The following is a 23242-nucleotide window of genomic DNA, read 5'->3' on the forward strand; positions in this document are numbered from 1 at the left end:
AAAATCACTTACATCAAATGTTGGGGTCTTTGAATCAGCTATATATCCAAGGACTTTTTCAATAAACTGGTTTACCAAGCGTAGGTCATTTTCTAGATTAGTCTTTTTCGTCAGGAGTAATATTTTTATTTCCTCCTTCCTTATTTTCTTCAGATTGGTGCAATTTCTCCATTTGAGTGTGGATTCGGAAACGATAATAACCCGGCCCAACTTTATTCAAAAGCTCAAGTAACTCTTCTTCTTTATCAGAGTTGAACTTTTCCTTTAATAATCTCATAGAATATTGACCAATAGGTGAATTGACGCCGAATATACGTTTCGATATATCTGCACGATTAGCAGCAAAAGTCGAGATTGTCAATGGTGCAACATGAATGGCCCCTATTTTAGACCTTTCTAACAAATAAAGTTGATCAGGATCAGCATCCGTTAGTAACAGTGTGGAATGGGTAGCGATTATGAACTCATGCTTCGTTTTTCCATCATCATTCTTGGACATTTGATGAAGTAGTTCCACAAATTGTTCGTTCCATGATTCATTTAAATGGACATCAGGTTCATCAAATAAAAAAAGTACATCTCCATTATCATAACTACGGGAAAGTAACACAAGGCCTAGGCGCCCCAACCAAAGATACTCTCCGTCACTCAAGGAGATTTCATGAAAGAGTTGATCTGTTCGTTTATTTTTAAACATCAGGTGTGCATCAACAAGAAAGCCTTCACGTTTAGCAACTAATAGTATGGTTAGAAGATCAAATGGGTTAATATCAGGCCCTAGCCCGTAACAGCGATATTCGTCATTTTCATGTCCTAGAATAGGAAAAAAAGCTATTCTCTCTTTCTTTGTACTTTTAGTTAAGACATGGCTCGCTATTTCATTCTTATCTCGAGAAATATTCCAAGCATGGCAAATTTGTTGATTTTCGGGTAATTCTTTTTGTGTACTCATCCACTTTATTAACAATTGAAACCTTGGCGGTACTTGCTCCGTTTCAATTAACTCTTTTAACTTTTCTTCATCAACCACGAAGGTAATCCCAATTGGTATTACCCCACCGATCATATCTAGTAGCTTATTTCGAAGACTAATATATCTTTTATCGAGTTGAGGTTCTTTTTCAGAGTACAAAGAAGGTATAGCTGCACTTAAACAAATTAGAACAAATTTCGATGTTTCACCATTTATATATAAATACGAGGCATCATCGTAAAGTCGTTTCAAATTAATCAGGGAATGTTCAATCTCGAACATTTGCAAATCATAGTCTTGATCTTTTTGATCCCTGTATCGAGCATCATAAATATCACTTTTTATGGATTCCTCCGGTGAATGAAACAAAACATCTTCAAATATGTTAGTAGGACCTGAGGCATATCCAATGATTCGTCGAGGATGATACTCTTTCCATTCACTGAAGGGACGTTTGCGCAGATCAAGGCGTGTTCTTATCCCTTTTGAATCCACCACATGAACTTGTAATCGTGACTCCAAATCTATGTCCTGGCTATTACCAGTAAAATCCTGCTGAATCGATCGTATATTATCAACATTAGGCTCTACTTCAATTGTAATTTGTTCTCGATCATACTCTATTGAGTACACCAGTTCAAAATGAAATCCTGGAATTTCATCTTGCAAAATACGAGTAAAAATCAAACCAATCGCTTCAAGGAGTGACGTTTTACCGACACCATTGCGACCAATTAAAAATCGAAAAGGATCTTTCCCCACACTCCTTTCAATATTTTTGAAGTTAATCATAAATTCACTCAATTGCTTATATTTTTTTATGTAAATCTTTTGTAATCTCATATAATTAATCCCTCCGCAAGTTTGTCGCCCTCTTCCACAAAACAATTTTTAGAGGGTCCTGGAAATTTATTATACGATTGCTTTCATTGGAGGATTGTTTTGGATATAGCATTTCACTAGAAGAAACAGATTCAATTAAGCCGAGGGCATTCAATAATTCCGTAATTTGCTTAGCTTCTTGCACACCCAATTTCGTACTCTTATTCAAATTGTTATTCACAAGTTTTGCAGCCTCGTGGATGGCTAGTGGCTCTTTTGCATCCATAAATATATTGAATAATGCCTTTTGTTTTTCTGATAAATGTTCCCCTATTACATTCTTTACAGTCTTTAAATCTGCTTCAGCAGTGGTTGTTACAACTTCTTTGAAATCAGTCTCTACTCGGAAATTTTCAGACTGTTCCTTAAAGTGCATTCTATAAAGTTCATCCATCTCGTCCTTTATTCCCCACTCAAGCTCCCTTATTTCATTTATTAAACGATTAGGATCAAAATATTTCCTATTGACCAAACGCTTTCTATAGGCGGACGCAGCCAATTGAAATTGCTTCTTTTCAATTTCCGAGTAGGAGGTAATCCAAACATGATCTTGGTTGGCATCCGGAATTTGTTCAAATTCAACATAAGCTCTCCATAAGTCAGTTAAGTCATCCCACAACCTCTCATCATTCCGTACCTGATTCGGTTTTTGATCAAACTCGTAAAACCATATTTGCCTATTAAGACTTCTTCTATTGGAAATAAGTAGAATTGAAGTCTTCATTCCAGTTCCAGGAAGAATACCAGCTGGTAGAGAAACGATTCCGTCGATTTGAAAGTTTAATAGTAAATTAGATCTAAAATCTACATCATATCGTATGTTGCTAGATAACATACCTTCAGGAACAATAATTGCACAACGACCTTCTCTTTTTAATAATGAAAGTGCCAACTCAATAAACTCATAACTTCGTGTACCATTTTTGGAATAATGATTTCCCATCGAATACCACATTGGGATATCCATATCACCATATCTTTTAGTGATAGGCGGATTAGTAATGACATAATCAAATTTTTCACGATGCTGTAGCTCTGGCAAAGCTAAACTATCCTCATTATGTATCTCCATATAAGGCAGCCCTCGAAGAAACAAATTTAGTTGAGCTAACCTTGAAAGACCGGTATTTATTTCAAATCCTACAAAGCTCGAAGATTGCTGAAACTGTACATCGCTTGAATATCTTTGGTAGAGTACATGAAACTGTTCAACGAACGAGACAAGTAATGTCCCTGTTCCACATGCTGGATCACAAATTGTAATATTTTCATATGGTACTTTTCTATGATCAATAAGAAGTTTGGCCATAGATTTAGCAAGGAGCCGTGGAGTCAAAATAAACCCAAAATTTTGGCTATATGCTTTTTCCACTAGGAGTTCAAAAACATCTCCCAACCGAAACTCAAAATTATTATCAAAATACTTGTCCAATATAAAGACTATTCGCTCAAATACATTAGGACTAAAAGGGTATAAGGACCATTTCAAATCAAATCCAAATTGCCACTCTATAGTACGTTTCAATTCTTCTTGATAAAATTGACCGGCCCGGCCAGCCCCTTCATCCTTAAGAATGTTAAGCAAACCATTCCATAAGTTATCGTTTCGTTGAGTGCTTACTTTGAAATATAGCAAGTATAACAGATGCTCTAAAACTGCACTAGGATCGGATGATTTGCGATCCTGGCTTGCTACTTTCCATAACTCTTCTGTTACTCTCCGAAAATCATATTTTTCATTCATTTATCTTGACTCACTCCATCCTTAAAGCTTCCCTGACTAGAAATTCATCAAAATATGTCTCATACAATAATTGCATTTTCTCTATAGCTATTCTACTGTCGGCTATAATTTTGCTCGCCTTCACTGTTATTGAAGAAAATATTTGTTGATTTTGTATGCTAGGTATTTTAATCGATAGATCTGAAAGAATATCAATTATTTCTTTTCTACTTTTATTTTGAAAAATAAATTTAGAATGATGATAATTCACTTCCAAATATTTCGCTAAAAATTCATTGGAAATCTTCTGTAAAGGTTTGAGGCGTATCCACTCGTTTGAAATAGCAACTGGCATTTCCCACCTGTGAATTCTTACTGGCTTGAATGTTTGCTCATCACTATATCGATACCATAATAAATCATCTTTATGAGCTATCACGTTTGGATATAATGACCCTCCATTCCCTTGTTTAACTTCTAATAAACAGTTTTCGAAATATTTCTTCGGCTTCCCTTTCAAAACAAAAGTACCACTTTGAAGAAGATTGGGTTGAACTTTTCTCCCAATTTCAATTTTTTCTACGAATTGCCCAAGAGTACTTATTGGTTCTGAATGAAGTCCCTTTTCTATAATTTCTCCATACTGAGCAAGAGTGTATTGGGACGCCAAAAGAATGAGGTTTTCATGTTTTCTTTTTATTGAGTCAATTTTTGACATCAAATTAATTATATATTTTTGCTTCATTTTCGGTGGAAGAGTAATTATTAAATTACTTAGCCATCTCTGATTCCAGCGCTCCTTATGTTTCATTTGATGCCATCTCAAGACATGAAACAAATACTCCGGTAAAACATACTCCGAATTAACATATACGGCACAAACACTTTTTTCCACATAAGCCTCAATTTCTAGCAGTCCAATTCCATGACTGAAACGGCCTAGTGAAACGAGAATCGTTCCACTAGGATATAAATTATATTGTTTTTGCGGATCACTTTTCTCATTTATTTGGGACTCCGATGAAATTACTGGATACTTTGATAATGTACGGTGATTTACAACCTGGATCTTTTCAAAATATTCATTTCTACTTAAACTGCATTTTATTCCGATTTTAGCTATGTCTTGAAGAGGCACTTGTTGCCAATATTCCATAAACATCAATCCTCATCCATTATAAGGTGTTTGTATATACCTCAATCGTTTGTACTATGATAAAAAATCTATAAAGGATCCTTAATTTTATTAAAAGCATTAAATGATGATAATTTAAGATCTGAAATAATTTCTAGCTACTTTGATTAAACTTCAAAAACGAAAAGCATGACTAAATTGGAAGTTTGTAATACATCTATTTTTATTTATTAAACTCCAAAAAGGTTCTCTAACTACTATAGTTTTTCAAAAAGTATATGACATTCTATGATTTTACTAGTGCATCTATTTTAAGTTTTTCTAAATAACTAATTATCGCTACTCTTTCTTTTTCTAATGCTTTATCTGTAATATCCAATGCAGGATAAAAAATACTAAGATTCCCATCAAAGTGGTTGAATTCATTCAATAATGTTTTTTTAGAAGCAAAAAATGCTCTATGTTTAATATTTTCCGTAACTTGTTTGCTCGAGAAAGCTTTAAAAATAATGCTACTCAGCATGTCGTATTTTTTTGTATTAATACCATACAAGTCCACTAAATCTTTTTCAACATTTAGCCTTAAATATAAATAATTTAATGTATGATATAGAGCTCTATTCAACATCTTATAATTATTATTATCCTTTAAAATTTTTGCACTAGTTACATTAAATGAAATAATATCTTGAGCACTTATTTCAACAGTCTTACTAAAAACTTTTGTAGGATTGATTAATCTTGAATAAATATCTGTTATATTTACCTTTTCAGTGTTATATCCATGCATTAACTGCGTTAATTTATTTTTAGACTCGTTATCTAACACTATTTGCGAATAACCCCTCAAAAAAGGTACTAAGGAAATTAAAAATGCATCTTCATCCTCTACATCGTTAAAAATTTTTGTTTGTAACACTTCTAAAAGTTTAGGTATGGATAATAAAATTTCTTTCTCTTCCTGACCTACGGGAATTATTCCATTTACTTCACCTTCAGTATTATTAAGTAAATACAAATTGAAAACATCCTTCTTCTGATGTTCTAATAATCGAATTAAATCCACATTATGACTCAATATAATTTGATTTTTATATTCTAAAAATCTAATTAATGCATATGCAATTTTATTTTTGAATATAGAATCAAAACTTGAAATTGGATCATCAATCATGATAAATTCTTTATCCGTATTTTTCGCTTTTAACAATTCAAATGTAAGTGAAATAAAATTTTGCTCTCCATTACTTAAGTGTAGTTCCGATCTATCCTTATTTAGTAATTGTTCATTTTCCATTAATATAGTTATTTTATTATCTTGATTTTTTTCCACTTTAAGCTCTTTGTCAATACTTTCGCTAATTATGTTCTGAATAAACAACATATCCTCTGCAACTAGTTCTAATTGTTCACTGATTACGTTCTTATATTCATCAAAAATCTCTTGCAATTCTTTATCTAAGGCACTTTGTATAAAAGAATTTTTAACTTCAACAGTATACATATTGATATAATCTTTAATTTCATCGGTTAATTTATCTAAGGATTGTAAATCTACGTCACTTAAAATATTATAAAGAATTTTTCTAACCATAAAAGGATCTTTATCGATAAGCTTTCTCAAAACATTTTCTATTAATTTTTTTGATTCTTCATCCATATGTTCAAATATTTCTTTACTACTCTGAACTTTTTTATTTTTCAAATTCTCAATATCAATATTATGTGTTTCACAAACAATACAATCTGTTATGTAGTTAAATCTATTCAGTACTTCAACAGCAGTAGTGTTTTCTTCAATTTTTAATATATTTTGTGGTACGACTGAATCAAACTTTTTTTGTAAATCTAAGATTGTATTTATAAGTGAGGATTCGCCATCTAAATTATTAATTACGAAATCCATCTTCTCGCTATCAAACTCTTGTTTCTCACCATTAGTTTTATTTTCAGTAATATACTTTAGAATATCTTCATACTTAAGATTTTGCCCTTTACTTTTTTGATTAACTATATCTTTTAAAAAACTTTTTAATACCTCATCTTCGAAATAGCCAAAAATATTGCTTGTAACTTTCTTTAAACTATAATCATTCTTTAAAATTTTATTTAGGTCATTAAAGAAATCACTAAAATTATTATCTAGTTTTTCTTTTAATTCGAATTCTTTTTTTATGTTATCTCCAACAAGAAAATCTGTTTCATTGCCCTGAATAATATTCCTTCCATTTTGATCACATATTATGTGAAATATATTTTGATTCTCATGAGTAAACTTGTCTCCATTATATATAACTTCATATTCTGTTCTATCATCTCGTGAAAATACTTTAGTTAGACTCGTTTTACCTGTACCATTAGGACCATAAAGCACTGCTATTTTATGATTTCTATCAAATTCTATTAAATTATTTTTATCAAGCGACTTAAAATCCGAGCAAAAAATATTTTCCTTAACTAACTTTTTTATTTTTAAACTATCTTTCTCATTCATTATTACATCTCCTAACAACATCACTTTAAATCTAAAATATATTTTTTCTAATTTTACAAAAACATAAGAACCTCTTGTTCTTCAATACTACTAGCCTCTAAATTTTCTAATATCTTACTTTCTTTTGAATCTTAATTAAACTTCCATTTGTAACTTCAAAGAATGATAAGTAAATTATCAACATATCGTGATTACCCCATATTTTGAAGAGTTATAACGACTGTACTCCATGTTCCATATTTCAAAAAGTTCCCCCAGTTGCTGCCAGCGCCATCTTCTCCATATATTTATAGGCAATCAAATCATGATATCAATTTAAATAAATAAATAAATAAATAAATTAGTCCAATATACCTTAATTCAATTATACTACTTTTTGTTTATTATATTGGAAATTTTAGTATTTATTAGAAATCTATCATGGTAATGGAAACTTAGACAGTTACAGCAAAACTATTCCCGCAATTCAATTGGTAAATTCTACATTTCTTAAAGATTAACCACAAGAAACTATCTTAAAAGAATTTTCTGATTTTTAATACAGTTACCTATTACATAAAAGGACACTCTAGGTCACCAAAACTTTGAGTGTCTTTTTTTTGCATTTTTTAAGACATCTTGTGACGTTAGTTCGCCCCTTCAAAACCAGATTCTTTATATATTTGATACATATGTTCTCCCAAATATCCCTTTAGCTGGTTACGAAAGATGTCATCTTCCAGGACTTTTCCGAAAAATCCTTGTTTTTTTTCGAATCCTTCCACCACATAACACGTGAATTTTTTCCGGAATCCCAATATAAAGTCATCAAAAAAATTATGCTGCTCTTGAGTCCGCATTGTTTTGCTGTATCAATGATTTGCAGAGAATTGAAGAATACGAAACAACTACAAAATTGAACTCTACGTATTTTATTATTGCCCCCCATTTGCTTTAATAAATTTTTATTATAGTTAACTTTTACACCTTCCTCATATCTACGTATGTGACATCTGTGTGTAAAATGAGAATCCTTTGTTAAAGCAGCATGGGTCGCATTTCTTGTTCTAACCCCCTTACCAAGAGCTGTCTTGGCCAGGGGGTAATATCCTTTCGAGTTAAAGATTCTACCCCCGATCGCGTAGCCTTTTCGCTACGTCTGCTTCAGAATCAAGCCAGTTGACATCGCTATCATAAGACTCAGCAATGTCCTCGAGAATAGATCCGACATAGGGGTAGTAAAAGTGCAAACTCTCCGCCTTAGCACGGTATTCAGCTGCGAGTTTGCGCTCCTGTTCAGCCCCTTCGCCTCGCCAGTGGTCACGGCGAGAATTACGCACCCCTACGAAAAAACCCCTTCCAATATCTAGAGATGCTATTCTTCGAGTACACTTAACGTGTGAGCATGGCGTACCGACATTAATCTTATACGACCACATTTCTTTTGACACCATTTGAATGATTTTTTGTAAAAAACCCCTCTATTTGAGGACACTGCAAAACACTTACATTTTTTAGAAGAAACGTTATTTTTCTCGGCAATTTTTTATTGATATATGGTCTCTGTAATCGGGACTACGTGGGAATCGAACCCACCAGACCTGGCACGCAGGTCTCAAGCAGTTTTGAAGACTGTGGTGGGGAACACAGAACATTGCTTTTTTAACTACGTATGTGCTCTGATATATCTTTCCAACCCTTTATCACAACAATAAACATAACACCCCTTCATCCCTCTAGTCATTAACGTTTTATATGTATTCCGAACAAGTTCTACCAGTGGGTCGGGTTGTCCCTTTTTTGGTTTGGCTGGTTTTGCTCCTTTATCCTTAAACTCTTCTCTTCTAACAATGAGCTTTTTCGTTTCTTCATCATAGCCCAAGTCTTTTCCAATAATCACACCCACATAATCCATTTCTAGACCTTGGACTGTGTGAATACAACCTATTTGGTTTGCACATTCTGGATGGATGGCCCAGTCAATTCTATTGGGATCATTCCACGGCAAGGCAAAGTTATGTTCGTCAATGACAACATCATCAATAAGCTTTCCATCTACAATATTTTTAGTCCAATCCCAAGCGTAACCTCCTAGTAGTCTGCCGCCGCGTTTATCAACAATTTCCTCTTTCAACTGTTGAGGACTGGAGACAATTTTAAAATCAAAATCCCCTTCAAGATTAAATGGTTCTTGATCATTATTCAGTATGCTGTCCAGCCAGGTGATGTAATTTCCTGATCCTGAGCACCGGTATTGCGATTCAAGTTCAACCGTATGTATATCCGCACCAAACCTTGCTGCTTCTTTTTCTACCTCCTTTACACTTCCAATATCCTTTTTAGAAATCTTCTGCAAATCATCAACAAAAAACACACTTATCAGTGATGATCTAATAATTTGCGTAACCTGGTTTTCCCCTTCTATCTTCTTTTTCATATGTCCTTGCTCTTTTAATCGATGTGCTTCGTCACAAATTAGGACATCAAAGTAATTTTCAGGTGTTTGTACATATGATGCAGATCCTTTAAACAAATCTCTTACTTCCACATGACCTGAAGAACCAATTAATTTTTTACGAAGAACTTCCCTGAAAGCTTGATTCGGAGTTATATACTCAACATAAGCTTGTGATTTTAGCATATAGCTCATTAAATTTAATCCAATGACCGATTTACCTGTTCCAGGTCCACCTTTAATAATAATGACATGCTTTTGGTCGGTTTGTGCCTTGAATTGATTATATTTACTTACTACTTTTTCATATGCAACTTTTTGTTCATCTAGTAACACAAACTCTTCGTTGCCTTCAATTAGCGATCCCACTGTTTCAACCAATTTTTTTGAAGGTCGAATTTTGCCATTTTCAATGGTATCTGCTATCTCTTTCCCTTTCCCTTTTGCTACCAACTTTCTAATATTCTTTGCCAAATCACGATCATTGAATTGGAAGTACACGGGGGATTCCTTTAAATAACTGCTGTAGCGCTTGTCCAGAAGTGGTTCCCCTACACTAGCCATAATATAATTATGTAAATAGGCACAAGAGTGAAGTTGAATCGAAGTCGAATCACTGTACAGAGATTCATTGAAATTTTGCAAATATCTCTTATATGAAGATGCTTGATAGGCAGGGTGAACTGTTTCCCGTTCCCTTCCTCCTAAAAAAGTCCGGACAATGCCATCTCCTTCAGATACCTTTGCTTTCTGCCACTGTTTCAACTCAATGATTACTGCATTTTGTTTACCCTGTTCGTCTTGACCCGCTACAAGAAAGTCGATTCTTTTTTCAGATGAAGGCAGCTTATATTCTAATAAAACGTGTGTATCCTCTTTTAAGTCCGCATCCCTAAGTACCTTTGCCATTTGGGGAAGTGAGTTCTCCCAAGACCTCAATTCACTGCCGGATACTACTTTATTCATTTTAGATAAGACGTTTTTCTTTAGAACGTATCCAATTTTATTTTCATAGATATGGTTTAAAAAGTTTGAAGAGGTCTCATTATAAATAATCATTTAACTTTTTCCTCGCTTTTGTTCACTGGATATTTAATAGCGTTTTTAAGCAGTTTGTTTGAGACTTCCTCTTCCAGATTAATATCCATCTTATCTGCTAGTTGAACAAGATAAATTAGGATATCAGCCATTTCCTCTTTAATATTTTGTTTTGATTCAGCTATCGCTTCTTCACTAGTTCGCCACTGGAAATTTTCAAGCAATTCATTTGCCTCAAGTGAAATTGAAATGGCCAAATCTTTTTCATTATGATACTTTTTCCAGTCTCTTTCATCACGGAATTCTAATACTTTCTGTATTATTTCTATCATTTGTTTCTCTCCTATGATCCACTTTGCGGTCAGTACTATTTTCCTATTACCTTATTTTAACACTTGATGTTTTATAAATGCACAAAAATGTTACACTTATACTATTAAAGACAATAGCTAATTTCGCCAGATGCTCCACTATTTTTAATGTAAGTGATAATTAAATCTTAAGTTTATTATCCTAAATAAAAAAACACTCACAAAAGGTTGATTTACCTTATTTGTGAGTGATTGAAGAGAATAGATAAGTCTGCATAATAGAGAGGAAAAAAGGGTTAGTCCTCCGGTGAAGTAAAGTTTTTATGCACCGGGGGACTAGCCTAGCAGTTGTATTAGGTATTGCAATAGAAAAAAATAGATGTTGACGAATAAAGCAAGGAAATGGAAGGAAGAGTCCCAGAACCAGTCCCATAGATAAATTATCGGGTGTTGGAGTTTATTAGGAGTATGCGGATTGGTTCGGTACAAACAGCGCTGATGAAAATGATCGAAAGGAACGTAATGATGTATGCAGGGTGTTTTCCTAAAAAGGATTGCAAAAAGGGTTTTGATAATTCTTCTCAAAAGATGTACAAACTAACCTGACATTGGGGTCAGTGCCTCGGAAAAGTAACGCTTTAACGAAACTGGGGACTGACCCTAAAATTTCTTGAAAATTTTTAGGCGATTACTGTAAAAAAGCGCTTCTAGTTATGATACAGTTCACCGTAAAGGTTGTAACAGCGAAAATTCAAGCATTAAATTTAATTTTTAGATACGCCCTCTGGTTATTCATATATTAATAATATAGATACATGAATAATTATTTCTTAGAAAGAATTTCATTAAATGCACTGATAACCTCGGTCTCCGATTGTATCTTTAGAATATACTTATAATCTAACTTCATCCTATTTTCTATTTCTTCGGGAGCTTTTTCTATATTTTTTTTATTTTCCTTTAACTGTTCCAATGTATTTTCTTCCTCTGAAGTCTCCCTTTTTGAATTGTCCCATATATTAACCTTATCAATCGCATCAGAAGCGACCTTTCTAATGTTTTGTTGTTGATAAATTAATGTAGAGAATGTATCAAAAGTATCTATCGATTCATTAGTTAATTTCTCTAAGTCCCCAATTAAATATATATAGTTTGTAGTTAACTCTTTATTGATTTCTTGAAGAACTACTATATCTTTTGTTTTATCGTATTCCTCACGTAAAGTTTTAATTTTGTTTATTGAACTGTTTATTGCCTTATTTAATTCCAAAAATTCATGTAATTTTTTTATGTTGATTATGATTTCACTAATAGTTTCTGAAAGATCTCCTATAGGACTAACTCTGGAAACCTTTTTTAGCATATCTAGCTTACTTAAATGCTTTGACATATCTGTAATATTTTTAATTCCTTCAATATCTTCATAATATGGAACTATTTTTTCATTAATCCAATTCGTTTGTTCGAGTAAAAGTTCAGAAGTATCCTGGTAGTATGCATAGTTTCCTGCTAACTTATCAAGTTCCAATTCTATAACTCTAATAGATTCTTTTTGCTTGTTAAACAGCTCTTCTTGAGATACCTCATTTGTTAGTTTATTTGTTTTCCCCTTAGTTTCAATTGTCGTCCCTAGTAATAATAAAGTTACTAGGCAGATTGGCAAATATGTAAACAATATTTTTTTCCTTGTTTTCTCCCCCCACATTAATGTCCATTTAGGTTTAATTAAACCGCTTATACCTAACACAATAGCAAGTATAGACACAATCGCTAGTATATTTTTTATCACTTTTTCTTTCCTCCTAAAATAAACACAGCTGCAGAATAGAATGTTTATAGTAATAATTTATTTCAACAAGCTTATTCGCTTTTGGTTTAAGGTGCGGATGTTCATCAAGAAAGACTTGAATAGTAAGCTGTTTTGCCTCCATCCACGATATTACTTCAGATGCCCGTCTTCAAATTCTAGAACTGCTTCAGCCTGCTGGTCGGAATTCCGGTACCGAATGCGGATGCGTTTTGCAGTGTCAGGACGATCTTCCCCGCTCAACCGTGCATCCCCCATCGGACCAAGCAAACTATTAATAACTGTGGACTTCCCAGAATTGAACATGCCAACAAAAGCTATCGTGTATTCCTCCTTAGAGGTATCAAGTTGTCTTTCAATATCTCTTATGTATCGTTGATAGCTGGCAGTCCCCATATCCATGCCTGCACTGTATTCTTTAATAACATCTAACTTTTCAGTTAACTCAGCAAGCAATCCTTGATAAACGGAGATAATCCATTTATTCTAGCCATCCCTGTCCTCCAAACTTTCCTAATATATAGTTCCTATTACATATTTTACACCTTTTATTAGAATATTGGATATAAAAAACTATATCAATAAACCCATATAGCCAAATACTATACATCTATCTTTTGTCACACCTAATTTAAGTTAGCATATGAAAAACGACCGGATGCGAAAAAATATGATAATATGACACATACACCCATGTGTTACCAACTATGCAAAAAGAAGCTGCCCATCAATTTGAGCAGCTCATCAAATAACCTATGTAAATGATAAAAAATTCCATGTTACCAAAATGTAACAAAAAATAATCTTTCAGATGTTAGCCAACAACTTTACCTTTCAATCACTTTTAGCAAAAACCAAATAAACCCTTTTAAATCAAGGTTGGCGGGACCGCGTGGGAATCGAACCCACCTGACCTGGCACGCAGGTCACAGACGGTTTTGAAGACTGTGGGAAAAAACTTCAACCTTTTAACCCCTTCAAATCACCGTCAAATCAACGTTTAATAGAATTATATACTTGTATTTACTTGAAAAATCACTAGTATTTTACGTTAAATCCTACAGTATGTTATACAGTAATATTAATAGTTTTCAATACAAACCTTTACAATATCTAACAGTAAAACTGACTTCTATGGTTTTAATTGTGTCCCTTAAGTAGACTTCTGAATGTTATATATTGACACTTAAATAATAAATATGTAGATTAATAGTGTTTTATATCAAAATATAGGTATAAATAGAAAAATTTTCACCTATAATAATACTATAAAAATAAAATAATTTGGGGGAGTTTCAATTGAAGTTTGTTAAGAGCTTATTAAGCAGAATTGTTATATCCATCATCATGAACCTACTAAACCCAGTTATAACAGTTATTGTTTCACGAATTAAAACCGGGGAATGGTTTGAATGGTTAAGTAGCCCTTACTTTATTATAAGCACCTCTCTACTAATAGTATGGTTAATTGCATCTTTGATTTATAGAAGGGTAGTGGTGATGAAAAGAAGAAATGATAGGTTCTTTACTTCTTTTCAATCACCAACATATGGTTGGGAGAAAATTGCAAAAGTCCCATTCCGTGACGTAATCTGGATCATACAAAATCCTATTTACAGTATAAGAAGCTATGGTGAAAGAAATATTAATATTGACTCACTTGAAGCTTTAACTCCAGCTAGATGCCCAAAATGTGAAACTGAACTAGAAGAAAAAGTAAATTTTTTCGGAAGGTATAAATGGACTTGTATTAAATGTGGGTATAACAAAACTAACAAAGAAAGCATGTTTGTGGAATCTGAAAGGGCTGTTAGATTGGTAAAGAGAGAATTTGAAAAGGAAAGAGAGAATATTAGTAGTTAGCTTATAGTATTTTTTTAGCCCACTGTTCATGAAGTGGGCTTTTTTTGATTTATTTGATTTTGTAAATATTTAGTTAAAACATTTTTCCTTTTTCAGTTAATTTTCAAGACTCCTTTTTTCTTTTTCTTCAGTTATCACTTTGTTTAATCGTTAAGGTATCTTTCCATACCACAAAGCAGCTTGTACTTCTTTTTGGTCAATCCTTAGGGGTTCATAACCAGCACCAACTGAAACCATGTTCAAAGTTTCAAAAGCATTACCAATATAAGAGTTTTTCTTGATACCCATTTTAATTTTCAAAGCATCAAGCTTTCTTTCAGGTGCCACCAGTTCATCATATTTTGCCTTTGCTTCCACCATCTTTTTCAGATAGGATTGCTTACTTTCAAGCAGTTCCATTTGTAGTTTTTTAAATTCGTCTTGATGCTTTACAAAAGCTTTTGATTTTTCAGCATCCAATTCTTCAATCACTGCTTTAATATCTTCAGTCTGGTACACTTCTATCATGTGCAGTTTCTTCCGTACTTACTGAACCTTCTCCTGAAGTGATTCAAATCAGTTTTCCGTTGCAAGGAGTGTATACAATCAAAACTGCCCGGGAATTACCTTTTTATTAGATGAAATCAATTCTCTATCAAAACGAAGAGAAGCAGCCATTGCCTTTAAGAAAAAAATCTTATTCCAAGAACTCTTGTTAACATTTATCCCATGACTTTCATTCGCAAACCATTTCTAAAGACACCAAACAGGTAATTGAAGAAACGATTGACTACATAAGTCATCACTAACATCGGGCGTTCACTCTCACAGATTTGGCCAAAATGGCTGGTCTAAGCAATAGCCATTACTCGAGGCTCTTTAAGAAAAATATTGGTTATAGCCCAATCGAATATTTAACACATTTGCGTCTGGATCGGGCTAGAGAACTTCTCGCTCATTCGGATGAACGAATCAAAGAGGTAAATCAAAATTTTGGTTATGAGGATGAACTCTATTTCAGCCGCATTTTTAAAAAAATTGTCGGGGTCTCCCCTACTAAGTTTAGTGATGAACAAAAGCTGAAAGAGAAATAAAAAGTAGTAAATTACTAGGATTACGAACATTTAAACTTTCTCCCTCACGACTTTTTCTTTGTTTTGATTTACACACAATTGATAATAAGAGGAGCGATTTTCTATTAGCTGCTGATGATTTCCTATTTCTACAAATCTTCCTTTATCCAAGACGATTATTTTATCCGCATCTGGATGGTTGAAAGCCGATGAGCAATGATAATCGTTGTTCGGTCCTTTGACATTTCCATTAAAATATCTTGGACAGCTTGCTCTGTTTCTGTATCGATGTTCGCTATCGCTTCATCAAGAATAAGGACATCATTATTATCAATCATGGCTCTTAAAAAAGACCGCAGTTGCATTTGACCAGCCGACAATACGGTCCCTTCCTCGCCAAGCATCGTTCATATCCCCGCGGCAGCATTCGAAAAAAGGCATGAATATTTAATGATTTTGCTGCTTTAATGATTTCATCCTGTAACATGATGATGATTTAAGCGGATGTTATCAAAAACTGTTCCTGAAAACACAAATGGATCTTGTTGAATAATACCAATGTGCTTCCTGAGATCGTGAAGGGCTACTTTATGGCCATATACAAATTCGCTTATACTGACTAAAATTTGCGGGTCAAAAGTAGGGTCAAGATGAAACCGCCGTTGCTATGAACGGCGGTTTTTTGGCTTTGGAGCCAGCACCTTTTTTGCGAAGACTTTTATTTTTATAAGTCAGAGAAATCTATTTAATTGAAACCTTTTCCTCCACAAGCCGCAACACATTCTGTTTATGTTTTGAATTCATTAAGATTAGATAAGAAATTCCCCCTACTGCTATCCCTAAAAACCAGTTATAGGTATAAAGAGTTTGGAGACTAGGAACTACCAAGCCTATTAAGGCAACAATTACGCCTATTCCCATTGCAACAAATGCTCTTAGGTTCCAGCCGTTTCGGTAAGTATATTGTCCTTCCTTGACGAAGAAACTATTAAGATCATATTGACTGCGCCGAATTAAGAAGTAATCAACTATCATGATTCCTGACACCGGTCCTAATGTTCCCCCGATTGCCCCCACAATATTAAATATCGTTGCAGCATTGTTAAACCAAAGCCATGGAGCAAAAAATACACCAATTACGATGGAAATGATACCTGCTTTCACGAAATTAAGTTTACTAGGAAGCAAATTTATAAGATCATATGCCGGTGACACAACGTTCGCTACAACGTTAACAGACAGTGTAGCAATTAATAAGGCAAATGCACCTATTAGTACTACAATAGGCTGGTCCTTGAATTGAAGTAATAGTTCAACTGGATCAGTGATTGGCTTGCCGAAAGCGATAATTGTTCCGGCAGTTATCATAATGCTCATAAAGGCAAAAAATGTCATCATAATCGGTAGACCTACTGCCTGGCCTATGACTTGATCTTTTTGGCTTTTTGAAAAACGGGTTAGGTCAGGGATGTTTAACACTAAGGTAGCCAATACACCTATCATTCCTGTAACAGAGAGGAAAAAGCTTTTCCAAAACTCCCCGCCAGACAACTTAGACTCTATTGAAAAAAGAGGAGCGAAGCCATCGGCCACATTAACTGCCCAATAAACTAACCCCAATCCCAACACAATAACCAATGGTCCGGCCCACATTTCAAACCGTCTTACACGTTCCATTCCGTGAGAAATGACCCATGCATGAAGCAACCAGAACGTCCCAAAGGAGATCCAATCATTTAGACCCATTCCCAAGAAAGTGTGTGCACCAAGTGAAACCCATTTAGGATATATGACTGTTATTACAGCTCCTACCGCTTTACTACCCGCATAGGCCTGAACTGCAAACCAAAAAATAGCCACAAATGCTCGAATTAGAACCGGGACATGTGCTCCTTTATAGCCAAATGAAGCTCTAATCAAAACGGGGAAAGGTAATCCATACTTCGCACCACCAGCACTATTCAGCCAAATGGCAATGATCAATGCAATATTTGAAAGGATAACAGCTCCCAATGCCTGCCATACACTCATACCCATCGCTATTAGGCTTCCGGCAAGCTCGTAGGAGACAATATTATGAATCATTCCCATCCAGATCATGGAATAGGAACCCCACCCCCATGTTCTCTTTTCATTTGGAATAGGCGCAAGATCTTCATTATATAATGAAGGGTCTGGATTGCTAATAGTGATAGTTTTTGAACTCAAAAGGATCACTTCTCCTCTAATGGTTTCTGAAAATATAAAATATTCCGAAATATTATCTTGTACAACTCCCTTACATGGCAGTCTACATGGACTGCCATACTGAGAGTTAGATATGCTTCAATACAGTTTCATAGAGTAGTTTTGTTCCTGTGAAAATATCATCAATTTCTGCCCACTCTTTTGGGTTATGGCTTATTCCATTCCTGCACCGGACAAAGACCATGCCTATTTCGGTAATTTCTGCCAGAAACATCGCATCGTGTCCTGCTCCGCTTACCATTACGGGGGCTTCGATTCCAAGTTCCATGCTTGTTTCTATTAAGGATTGAATAAGACTCTCTGAACACATTACTGGTGCAGCAGCCATGTTCTTTTCAAATTCATATCCCAATCCTCTGGTCCTGCATACCTGAATAATCTTCTCTTCTATTTTTCCAATCACATGGTTCCTTCTATCCAGATCGATATCCCGAATATCAAGGGTAAATTCGATAGATTCTGGAATAATATTGGTGCCACCAGGAAAAGCGGAAATGATTCCTACTGTACCAACAGTAGGTGCCTCAGGGTCATTCATACAAAGTTTTTCTACCTCTTGAATGATTTCTGCTGTACCCACCATCGGGTCTCGACGGAGACTCATTGGAACGGTTCCTGCATGACCTGCTTCACCAATAATCCTTACTTTGCACCAAGAAGGCCCGGCAATTCCACTGACAATCCCTATCGGGTAATTTTTGTTTTCTAAATAGGGCCCCTGTTCAATATGCAGTTCGTAATATTGCTTAACTTCGCCTTTATTTCTTACTGATTGCTCGATTAGATCAGGATTAATGCCAAAGCCGAAGTTCTTAAGTGCATCATATCTTGTTACTTGGTTATCATCCACTTTTTGCAAATCTTGATTCTTTATTTTACCGACCATCCCTCTACTACCAAACAATCCATCATTAAACCTTGAACCCTCTTCTTCACAGAAAGCTACCACTTCAATTGGATGATTATGAACAATATTTTGCTCCGATATGGTGTGGACAATCTCAATCCCAGCAAGGACCCCAATCACCCCATCAAACTTTCCGCCATTTCTCACGGAGTCAATGTGGGAACCTATCATAATAGGCGGGAGGCAGGGATTCTGCCCCTCTTTTCGCCCAATTAAGTTACCAAAATGATCATGTCTTACCGTGAGCCCGGCTTCTCTCATCCATTCAGAAACGAGAATAGTCGCTTCTCTATCTTCGTTAGACAATGCCAGACGTTGGACGCCATTATCAGCGGTCTTTCCAATCTCGCCTAACTGCTCAATATGAAGCTTTATTCGTTCTTTACTGATCGTAACTGTTTTCATCGCCATCCTCCACTAAGTTAAACTAACGGTTCCTCAATTCACTTGTTTTCCGATAATCTATTGATTCATCCTCACCGATGAAAACTCCATATTCCCTTATAGCCTGTTTTTTTGTGATAAACCCATCCAGGTAATCGGAAAGAACCTTCTCTGGCTCTCTTTCGAGTGGATTTCCATATCCACCGCCACATGGACCTACAAGTTGAATCGTACTGCCTTGTATTGCCTGTCTATTTGGTAGTTTAGAAGGAAGTTTTGTTACTTCTTTGGTCTCTCCGTCTTGAATGGACAAACTGCCGACTGAACCCGATTTTCCTTCATTAAATCCCCAAGGTGCAAATTTATACCCATCCGCTTCTACTGAGAAACTGCCATCAGCCAAGAACGTGACCTCACGGATCGAACCAATTCCACCACGCCACTTGCCTGGAGCACTCTCGTTATCTCTTAGCTCGTAACGGTTTACTCGTAAAGGATAGTGGGATTCAATATCTTCAATTGGGTTATTTCGTGTGTTCGCGTATAAGGTATCAACCGCATCCATGCCATCTTTTCCATAGCGTCCGCCGTAGCTGCCCTCCATGATATCCATGTACACCCAGTAATTTTCATCCTCATTTTTTCCGCTAAATGCCACAACTTGAAGGTTTCCTACACCAGCACTGACCTGATGTGGAACTACTTGGGCTAATGCTTTCATTAATGTATCGGCGACAATATTTCCAGAGTTAAACCGTGCGATGGTCGGTGCCGGAAAAATTGGATTACATAATGTTCCTTTAGGAGCGACAATTTTAATCGGTCTAATTAAGCCGGAATTTTGCGGGAAATTTCCGTATACAGTTGAATCTAATAAAATGGATCGTAAAGTCAGATAAATGGCAATATCGACGGTTCCAATTAATGGCATATTAATTGGTTTATCTGTCACCTGAGGGGCAGTCCCTGTCAAGTCAACCGTTAAATCGCTGCCATCAACCTTTACGGTTACCTTAATTCTTAAATCCTTTTTCGCCGGGTCTTCACTATCTAAATATCCATCCAAAAAGCCTTCGGCTGTGTATTCTCCATTCGGCAGCTTTTTAATCGCATCTCTCATCATCTTTTCCGAGTAATTCATCAATTCTTCACTTGCTGCTTGAACGGTATCTAACCCATATTTTTCAATGATTTCTATATATCTTTGTGCCCCAATTTTAGCTGCGGCAATTTGGGCTTCCATATCACCAACGACCAATTTGGGTGCCCGAATGTTATCGTATAAAATATCCCAAATATATCGGTTTTTGACGCCTTTTTCATACACCTTAATCGCCTTAAATTGAAGACCTTCAGCATAGGCATCTACAGCGTCCACAATACCGCAGCTTCCTGGTGTGGATGCACCAATATCAAGATGGTGAGCGGTTGTAACTGAAAATCCAATTAACTCATCTTGATAGAATACGGGAATACAAAATCCAACATCCGGACCGTGGGAGGCACCATGATACGGTGAATTATGCATAATGACATCACCAGGATTAAACGTATCATTGCGCTCCGCCATAATCTGACGGATTCCATTTACATACCCTGGAATCGGACCTGATTGAAGCGGAGTGCTATGTGATGACTCGCATAACTGCTGCCCTTTAATATCAACAAGAGCACAGCCAAAATCTTCTGATTCTCGAATAATACTAGAATAAGACATCCGGGCAAGCTTGTGCCCCATTTCGACTGCAACATTTTCTAAAGCACCAAGGACGACTTGGACTGTGATCGGATCGATTTTTTTGGTTTCAGTACTGATTTGTGACATAACTATACACCTACCTTGATAATCATATTTCCGAATTCCTCAATAAAAGCCGTGCAGTTAGGAGGAATAACAGTGGTTGTATCTTTTTGCAGAACAATACATGGACCATAAAATTCTTGACCAACAGGCAACTTTTCTCTTTGATAAAATTTTGTCTCTACTTTTTCAAGACTTCCATTCACATTAAAAGTTGTTTCACCCGTTTTTAATAATGCATCCTCTAATTCAAAGTCATGATGAATGGCTTGCTTTTCAATTTTTGGCATGTAGCCCATACCAGTCACACGTATGTTAACAAACTCAATCGGGCTTTCAAGGAAGTTGTGTCCATACTCCCCTTTATGACTTTCGTGGAAATTATCCAATGCTTCAACAATTGTTTCTTGGTCAAGCAATCCATTCGGCAAATCAACCCGCAGTTCATATCCCTGTCCGGCGTATCGGCAATCAGCACTGCGAAGAATCTGAATATCTTTTTCAGACACTCCATCCTCTTTCAATTGTTGAATCAGTTGGTTTTCCAAAGCAATAAAATCTTCATTCAGACTATTGAAATCCAAATTCGTACTAATCATAAATTCAGTTTTGATGACGTCATACTTTAAATCGGTTGTTAATAGACCAGTGGCAGAATTAATTCCTGGATATAACGGGATGATTACTTCTGGGATATTTAAGATTTGGGCCACGTCTACAGCGTGCAACGGACCTGCACCACCAAATGCCACCAATGAAAACTCCCTAGGGTCCTCCCCTTTTTGAATGGTTTTTTCACGAATCGCATTTGCCATGTTGTTATTCATGATTTGAAGAATACCTTCAGCCGTTCTTTCTCTGCTTAAATCTAATTTCTCAGCTAATTCGTCAATTACCTTGTAAGCAGCATTTGTATAGATTTTCATTTCTCCGCCAAGGAAGTTGTGCTCATCAATTCTTCCTAATACAACATTCGCGTCACTTACTGTCGGTTTTAAACCTCCGTGACCATAGCAAGCTGGTCCCGGACGAGATCCTGCGCTCCTAGGTCCTACTTTGAAGGCTCCCCCTCCATCGATGTGGGCAATACTGCCTCCGCCTGCTCCAATCGTATGAATATCAATCATCGGCACCATGACAGGATATCCAGCAATCCAAGTGTCACGAGCAGAAGATTCACTATAACCGCTATCAGTAATGATACCGATGTCGGCACTTGTTCCTCCAACGTCAAAGGTGATTAATTTTTCGCGATTTGTTAATTCACCGGCCCATGCTCCGCCTAATATTCCTGCGGCAGGACCTGATAGAAGTGTATTTACAGGCTTTTCTGAAACAGTTTTCGGTGTGGCCACTCCACCGTTTGAGCACATGATATGAAGTTCAGCGGGAATTCCAGAATCCTTCAACCGCTGTTCAAGGTTTTGAATGTAACTTTTAACTTTCGGTCCAACAAAACCATTAATAGAAGCAGTGGTAAAGCGTTCAAATTCACGGAATTGTGGTGAAACATCAGACGATACGGTAATAAATGCTTCTGGGTAATCTTCTTCAATAATTTCCTTCACTCGTTGTTCATGTGCAGGATTAATATATGAAAATAGGAAGTTGACAATAATCGAATCGACTCCCTTTTCCTTTAATGCAGCTACAGCTTGACGTACTTGATCTTCATCTAAGGGAGTAATAACCTGATCCTTTGCTGGACCCATTCTTTCAGCGACGGCCACCCGATTCCTTCGTTGCACAAGAGGTCGATCCTGCCAAGGGATTTCCTGCATAATCGAATAATTTTGCGGACGTTGATGGCGTCCGATATGTATGATGTCCCTATATCCTTCTGTGGTGATCATACCTGTTTTAGCCCCATCATATTCAAGGATTGCATTTGTAGCAATGGTCGTTCCATGGAATACGTGATCAATTTCTGTTTTATTAATATTCTGTCGTTCACACAATTCAAGAATTCCATTAACAACACCTGTGGATGGATCTTCTAATGTGGTTGGCACTTTATGAATAGCTGTTATCCTACTTTCCGTATCACTGTAGATGACATCTGTGAAAGTGCCCCCTACATCAACGCCAAATAATTTCATAATGCTTTTCCTCCTTTTTATTTACTTATACTTAATAATGCAAGAACTGTGCCAAAGTGAAAATGTTAATAAAATAGCTTTCCTGGTGTAGA

Annotated in this window: 15 protein-coding genes and 1 pseudogene; 2 read left to right on the plus strand and 14 right to left on the minus strand. The window is 35.7% G+C overall.

Going from position 1 to position 23242, the window contains the following annotated elements; translation table 11 throughout:
• Positions 1 to 97: 97 nt before the first annotated feature.
• The 8 genes from QNH17_RS18035 to QNH17_RS18070 all read right to left on the minus strand — a co-directional run bounded on the left by QNH17_RS18035 (position 98) and on the right by QNH17_RS18070 (position 13253).
• The gene (locus QNH17_RS18035; protein ID WP_283874049.1) at positions 98 to 1816 is read right to left on the minus strand and encodes an AAA family ATPase; all 1719 of its coding nucleotides are present in this window, start codon (positions 1814 to 1816) and stop codon (positions 98 to 100) included.
• Positions 1817 to 1820: 4 nt separating this feature from the next.
• On the minus strand, positions 1821 to 3599 hold the full coding sequence (locus tag QNH17_RS18040) for an HsdM family class I SAM-dependent methyltransferase (RefSeq protein ID WP_283874052.1): 1779 nt from the start codon (positions 3597 to 3599) through the stop codon (positions 1821 to 1823).
• Positions 3600 to 3609: 10 nt separating this feature from the next.
• Positions 3610 to 4734 (minus strand): restriction endonuclease subunit S, encoded by a 1125-nt coding sequence (locus QNH17_RS18045; RefSeq protein ID WP_283874054.1) that lies wholly within the window; start codon positions 4732 to 4734, stop codon positions 3610 to 3612.
• 265 nt (positions 4735 to 4999) lie between these two features.
• Complete coding sequence (locus QNH17_RS18050) at positions 5000 to 7207, minus strand: ATP-binding protein (protein ID WP_283874057.1); 2208 nt, start codon at positions 7205 to 7207, stop codon at positions 5000 to 5002.
• A 1645-nt stretch (positions 7208 to 8852) separates the two neighbouring features.
• The gene (locus QNH17_RS18055; RefSeq protein ID WP_283874060.1) at positions 8853 to 10700 is read right to left on the minus strand and encodes a DUF2075 domain-containing protein; all 1848 of its coding nucleotides are present in this window, start codon (positions 10698 to 10700) and stop codon (positions 8853 to 8855) included.
• The gene (locus tag QNH17_RS18060; protein WP_283874062.1) at positions 10697 to 11011 is read right to left on the minus strand and encodes a nucleotide pyrophosphohydrolase; all 315 of its coding nucleotides are present in this window, start codon (positions 11009 to 11011) and stop codon (positions 10697 to 10699) included. Before QNH17_RS18060 ends, QNH17_RS18055 begins: the two co-directional genes overlap by 4 nt.
• 802 nt (positions 11012 to 11813) lie before the next feature.
• Positions 11814 to 12779 (minus strand): hypothetical protein, encoded by a 966-nt coding sequence (locus tag QNH17_RS18065; protein WP_283874064.1) that lies wholly within the window; start codon positions 12777 to 12779, stop codon positions 11814 to 11816.
• A gap of 150 nt (positions 12780 to 12929) precedes the next feature.
• A complete protein-coding gene (locus tag QNH17_RS18070; RefSeq protein WP_283874067.1) occupies positions 12930 to 13253 on the minus strand; it encodes a dynamin family protein in 324 nt (107 codons plus the stop codon).
• An 843-nt stretch (positions 13254 to 14096) separates the two neighbouring features.
• Here QNH17_RS18070 and QNH17_RS18075 point away from each other — a divergent pair.
• Entirely contained in the window at positions 14097 to 14660 is a 564-nt protein-coding gene (locus tag QNH17_RS18075) for a hypothetical protein (protein ID WP_283874070.1), read from the plus strand.
• A 150-nt stretch (positions 14661 to 14810) separates the two neighbouring features.
• On the opposite strand, the gene QNH17_RS18080 is transcribed toward QNH17_RS18075, so the two are convergent.
• Positions 14811 to 15167 (minus strand): hypothetical protein, encoded by a 357-nt coding sequence (locus tag QNH17_RS18080; protein WP_283874071.1) that lies wholly within the window; start codon positions 15165 to 15167, stop codon positions 14811 to 14813.
• 299 nt (positions 15168 to 15466) lie between these two features.
• Here QNH17_RS18080 and QNH17_RS18085 point away from each other — a divergent pair.
• Positions 15467 to 15733, plus strand: a pseudogene (locus QNH17_RS18085) (helix-turn-helix transcriptional regulator); the annotation flags it as partial.
• A 155-nt stretch (positions 15734 to 15888) separates the two neighbouring features.
• On the opposite strand, the gene QNH17_RS18090 reads toward QNH17_RS18085, so the two are convergent.
• The 5 genes from QNH17_RS18090 to QNH17_RS18110 all read right to left on the minus strand — a co-directional run bounded on the left by QNH17_RS18090 (position 15889) and on the right by QNH17_RS18110 (position 23150).
• Positions 15889 to 16116, minus strand: coding sequence for a P-loop NTPase family protein (locus QNH17_RS18090; RefSeq protein WP_283874073.1), 228 nt, complete (start codon positions 16114 to 16116; stop codon positions 15889 to 15891).
• Between the two features lie 337 nt (positions 16117 to 16453).
• Positions 16454 to 17920, minus strand: a complete 1467-nt coding sequence (locus QNH17_RS18095) for an NCS1 family nucleobase:cation symporter-1 (RefSeq protein WP_283874076.1) — start codon at positions 17918 to 17920, stop codon at positions 16454 to 16456.
• Between the two features lie 106 nt (positions 17921 to 18026).
• Entirely contained in the window at positions 18027 to 19271 is a 1245-nt protein-coding gene (locus QNH17_RS18100) for a hydantoinase/carbamoylase family amidase (RefSeq protein WP_283874078.1), read from the minus strand.
• Between the two features lie 22 nt (positions 19272 to 19293).
• Positions 19294 to 21075, minus strand: a complete 1782-nt coding sequence (locus tag QNH17_RS18105; RefSeq protein ID WP_283874080.1) for a hydantoinase B/oxoprolinase family protein — start codon at positions 21073 to 21075, stop codon at positions 19294 to 19296.
• 2 nt (positions 21076 to 21077) lie between these two features.
• On the minus strand, positions 21078 to 23150 hold the full coding sequence (locus QNH17_RS18110) for a hydantoinase/oxoprolinase family protein (RefSeq protein ID WP_283874082.1): 2073 nt from the start codon (positions 23148 to 23150) through the stop codon (positions 21078 to 21080).
• Between the last annotated feature and the right edge of the window lie 92 nt (positions 23151 to 23242).

This window comes from Neobacillus sp. SuZ13 (assembly GCF_030123365.1).
Taxonomy (GTDB): Bacteria; Bacillota; Bacilli; order Bacillales; family Cytobacillaceae; genus Neobacillus.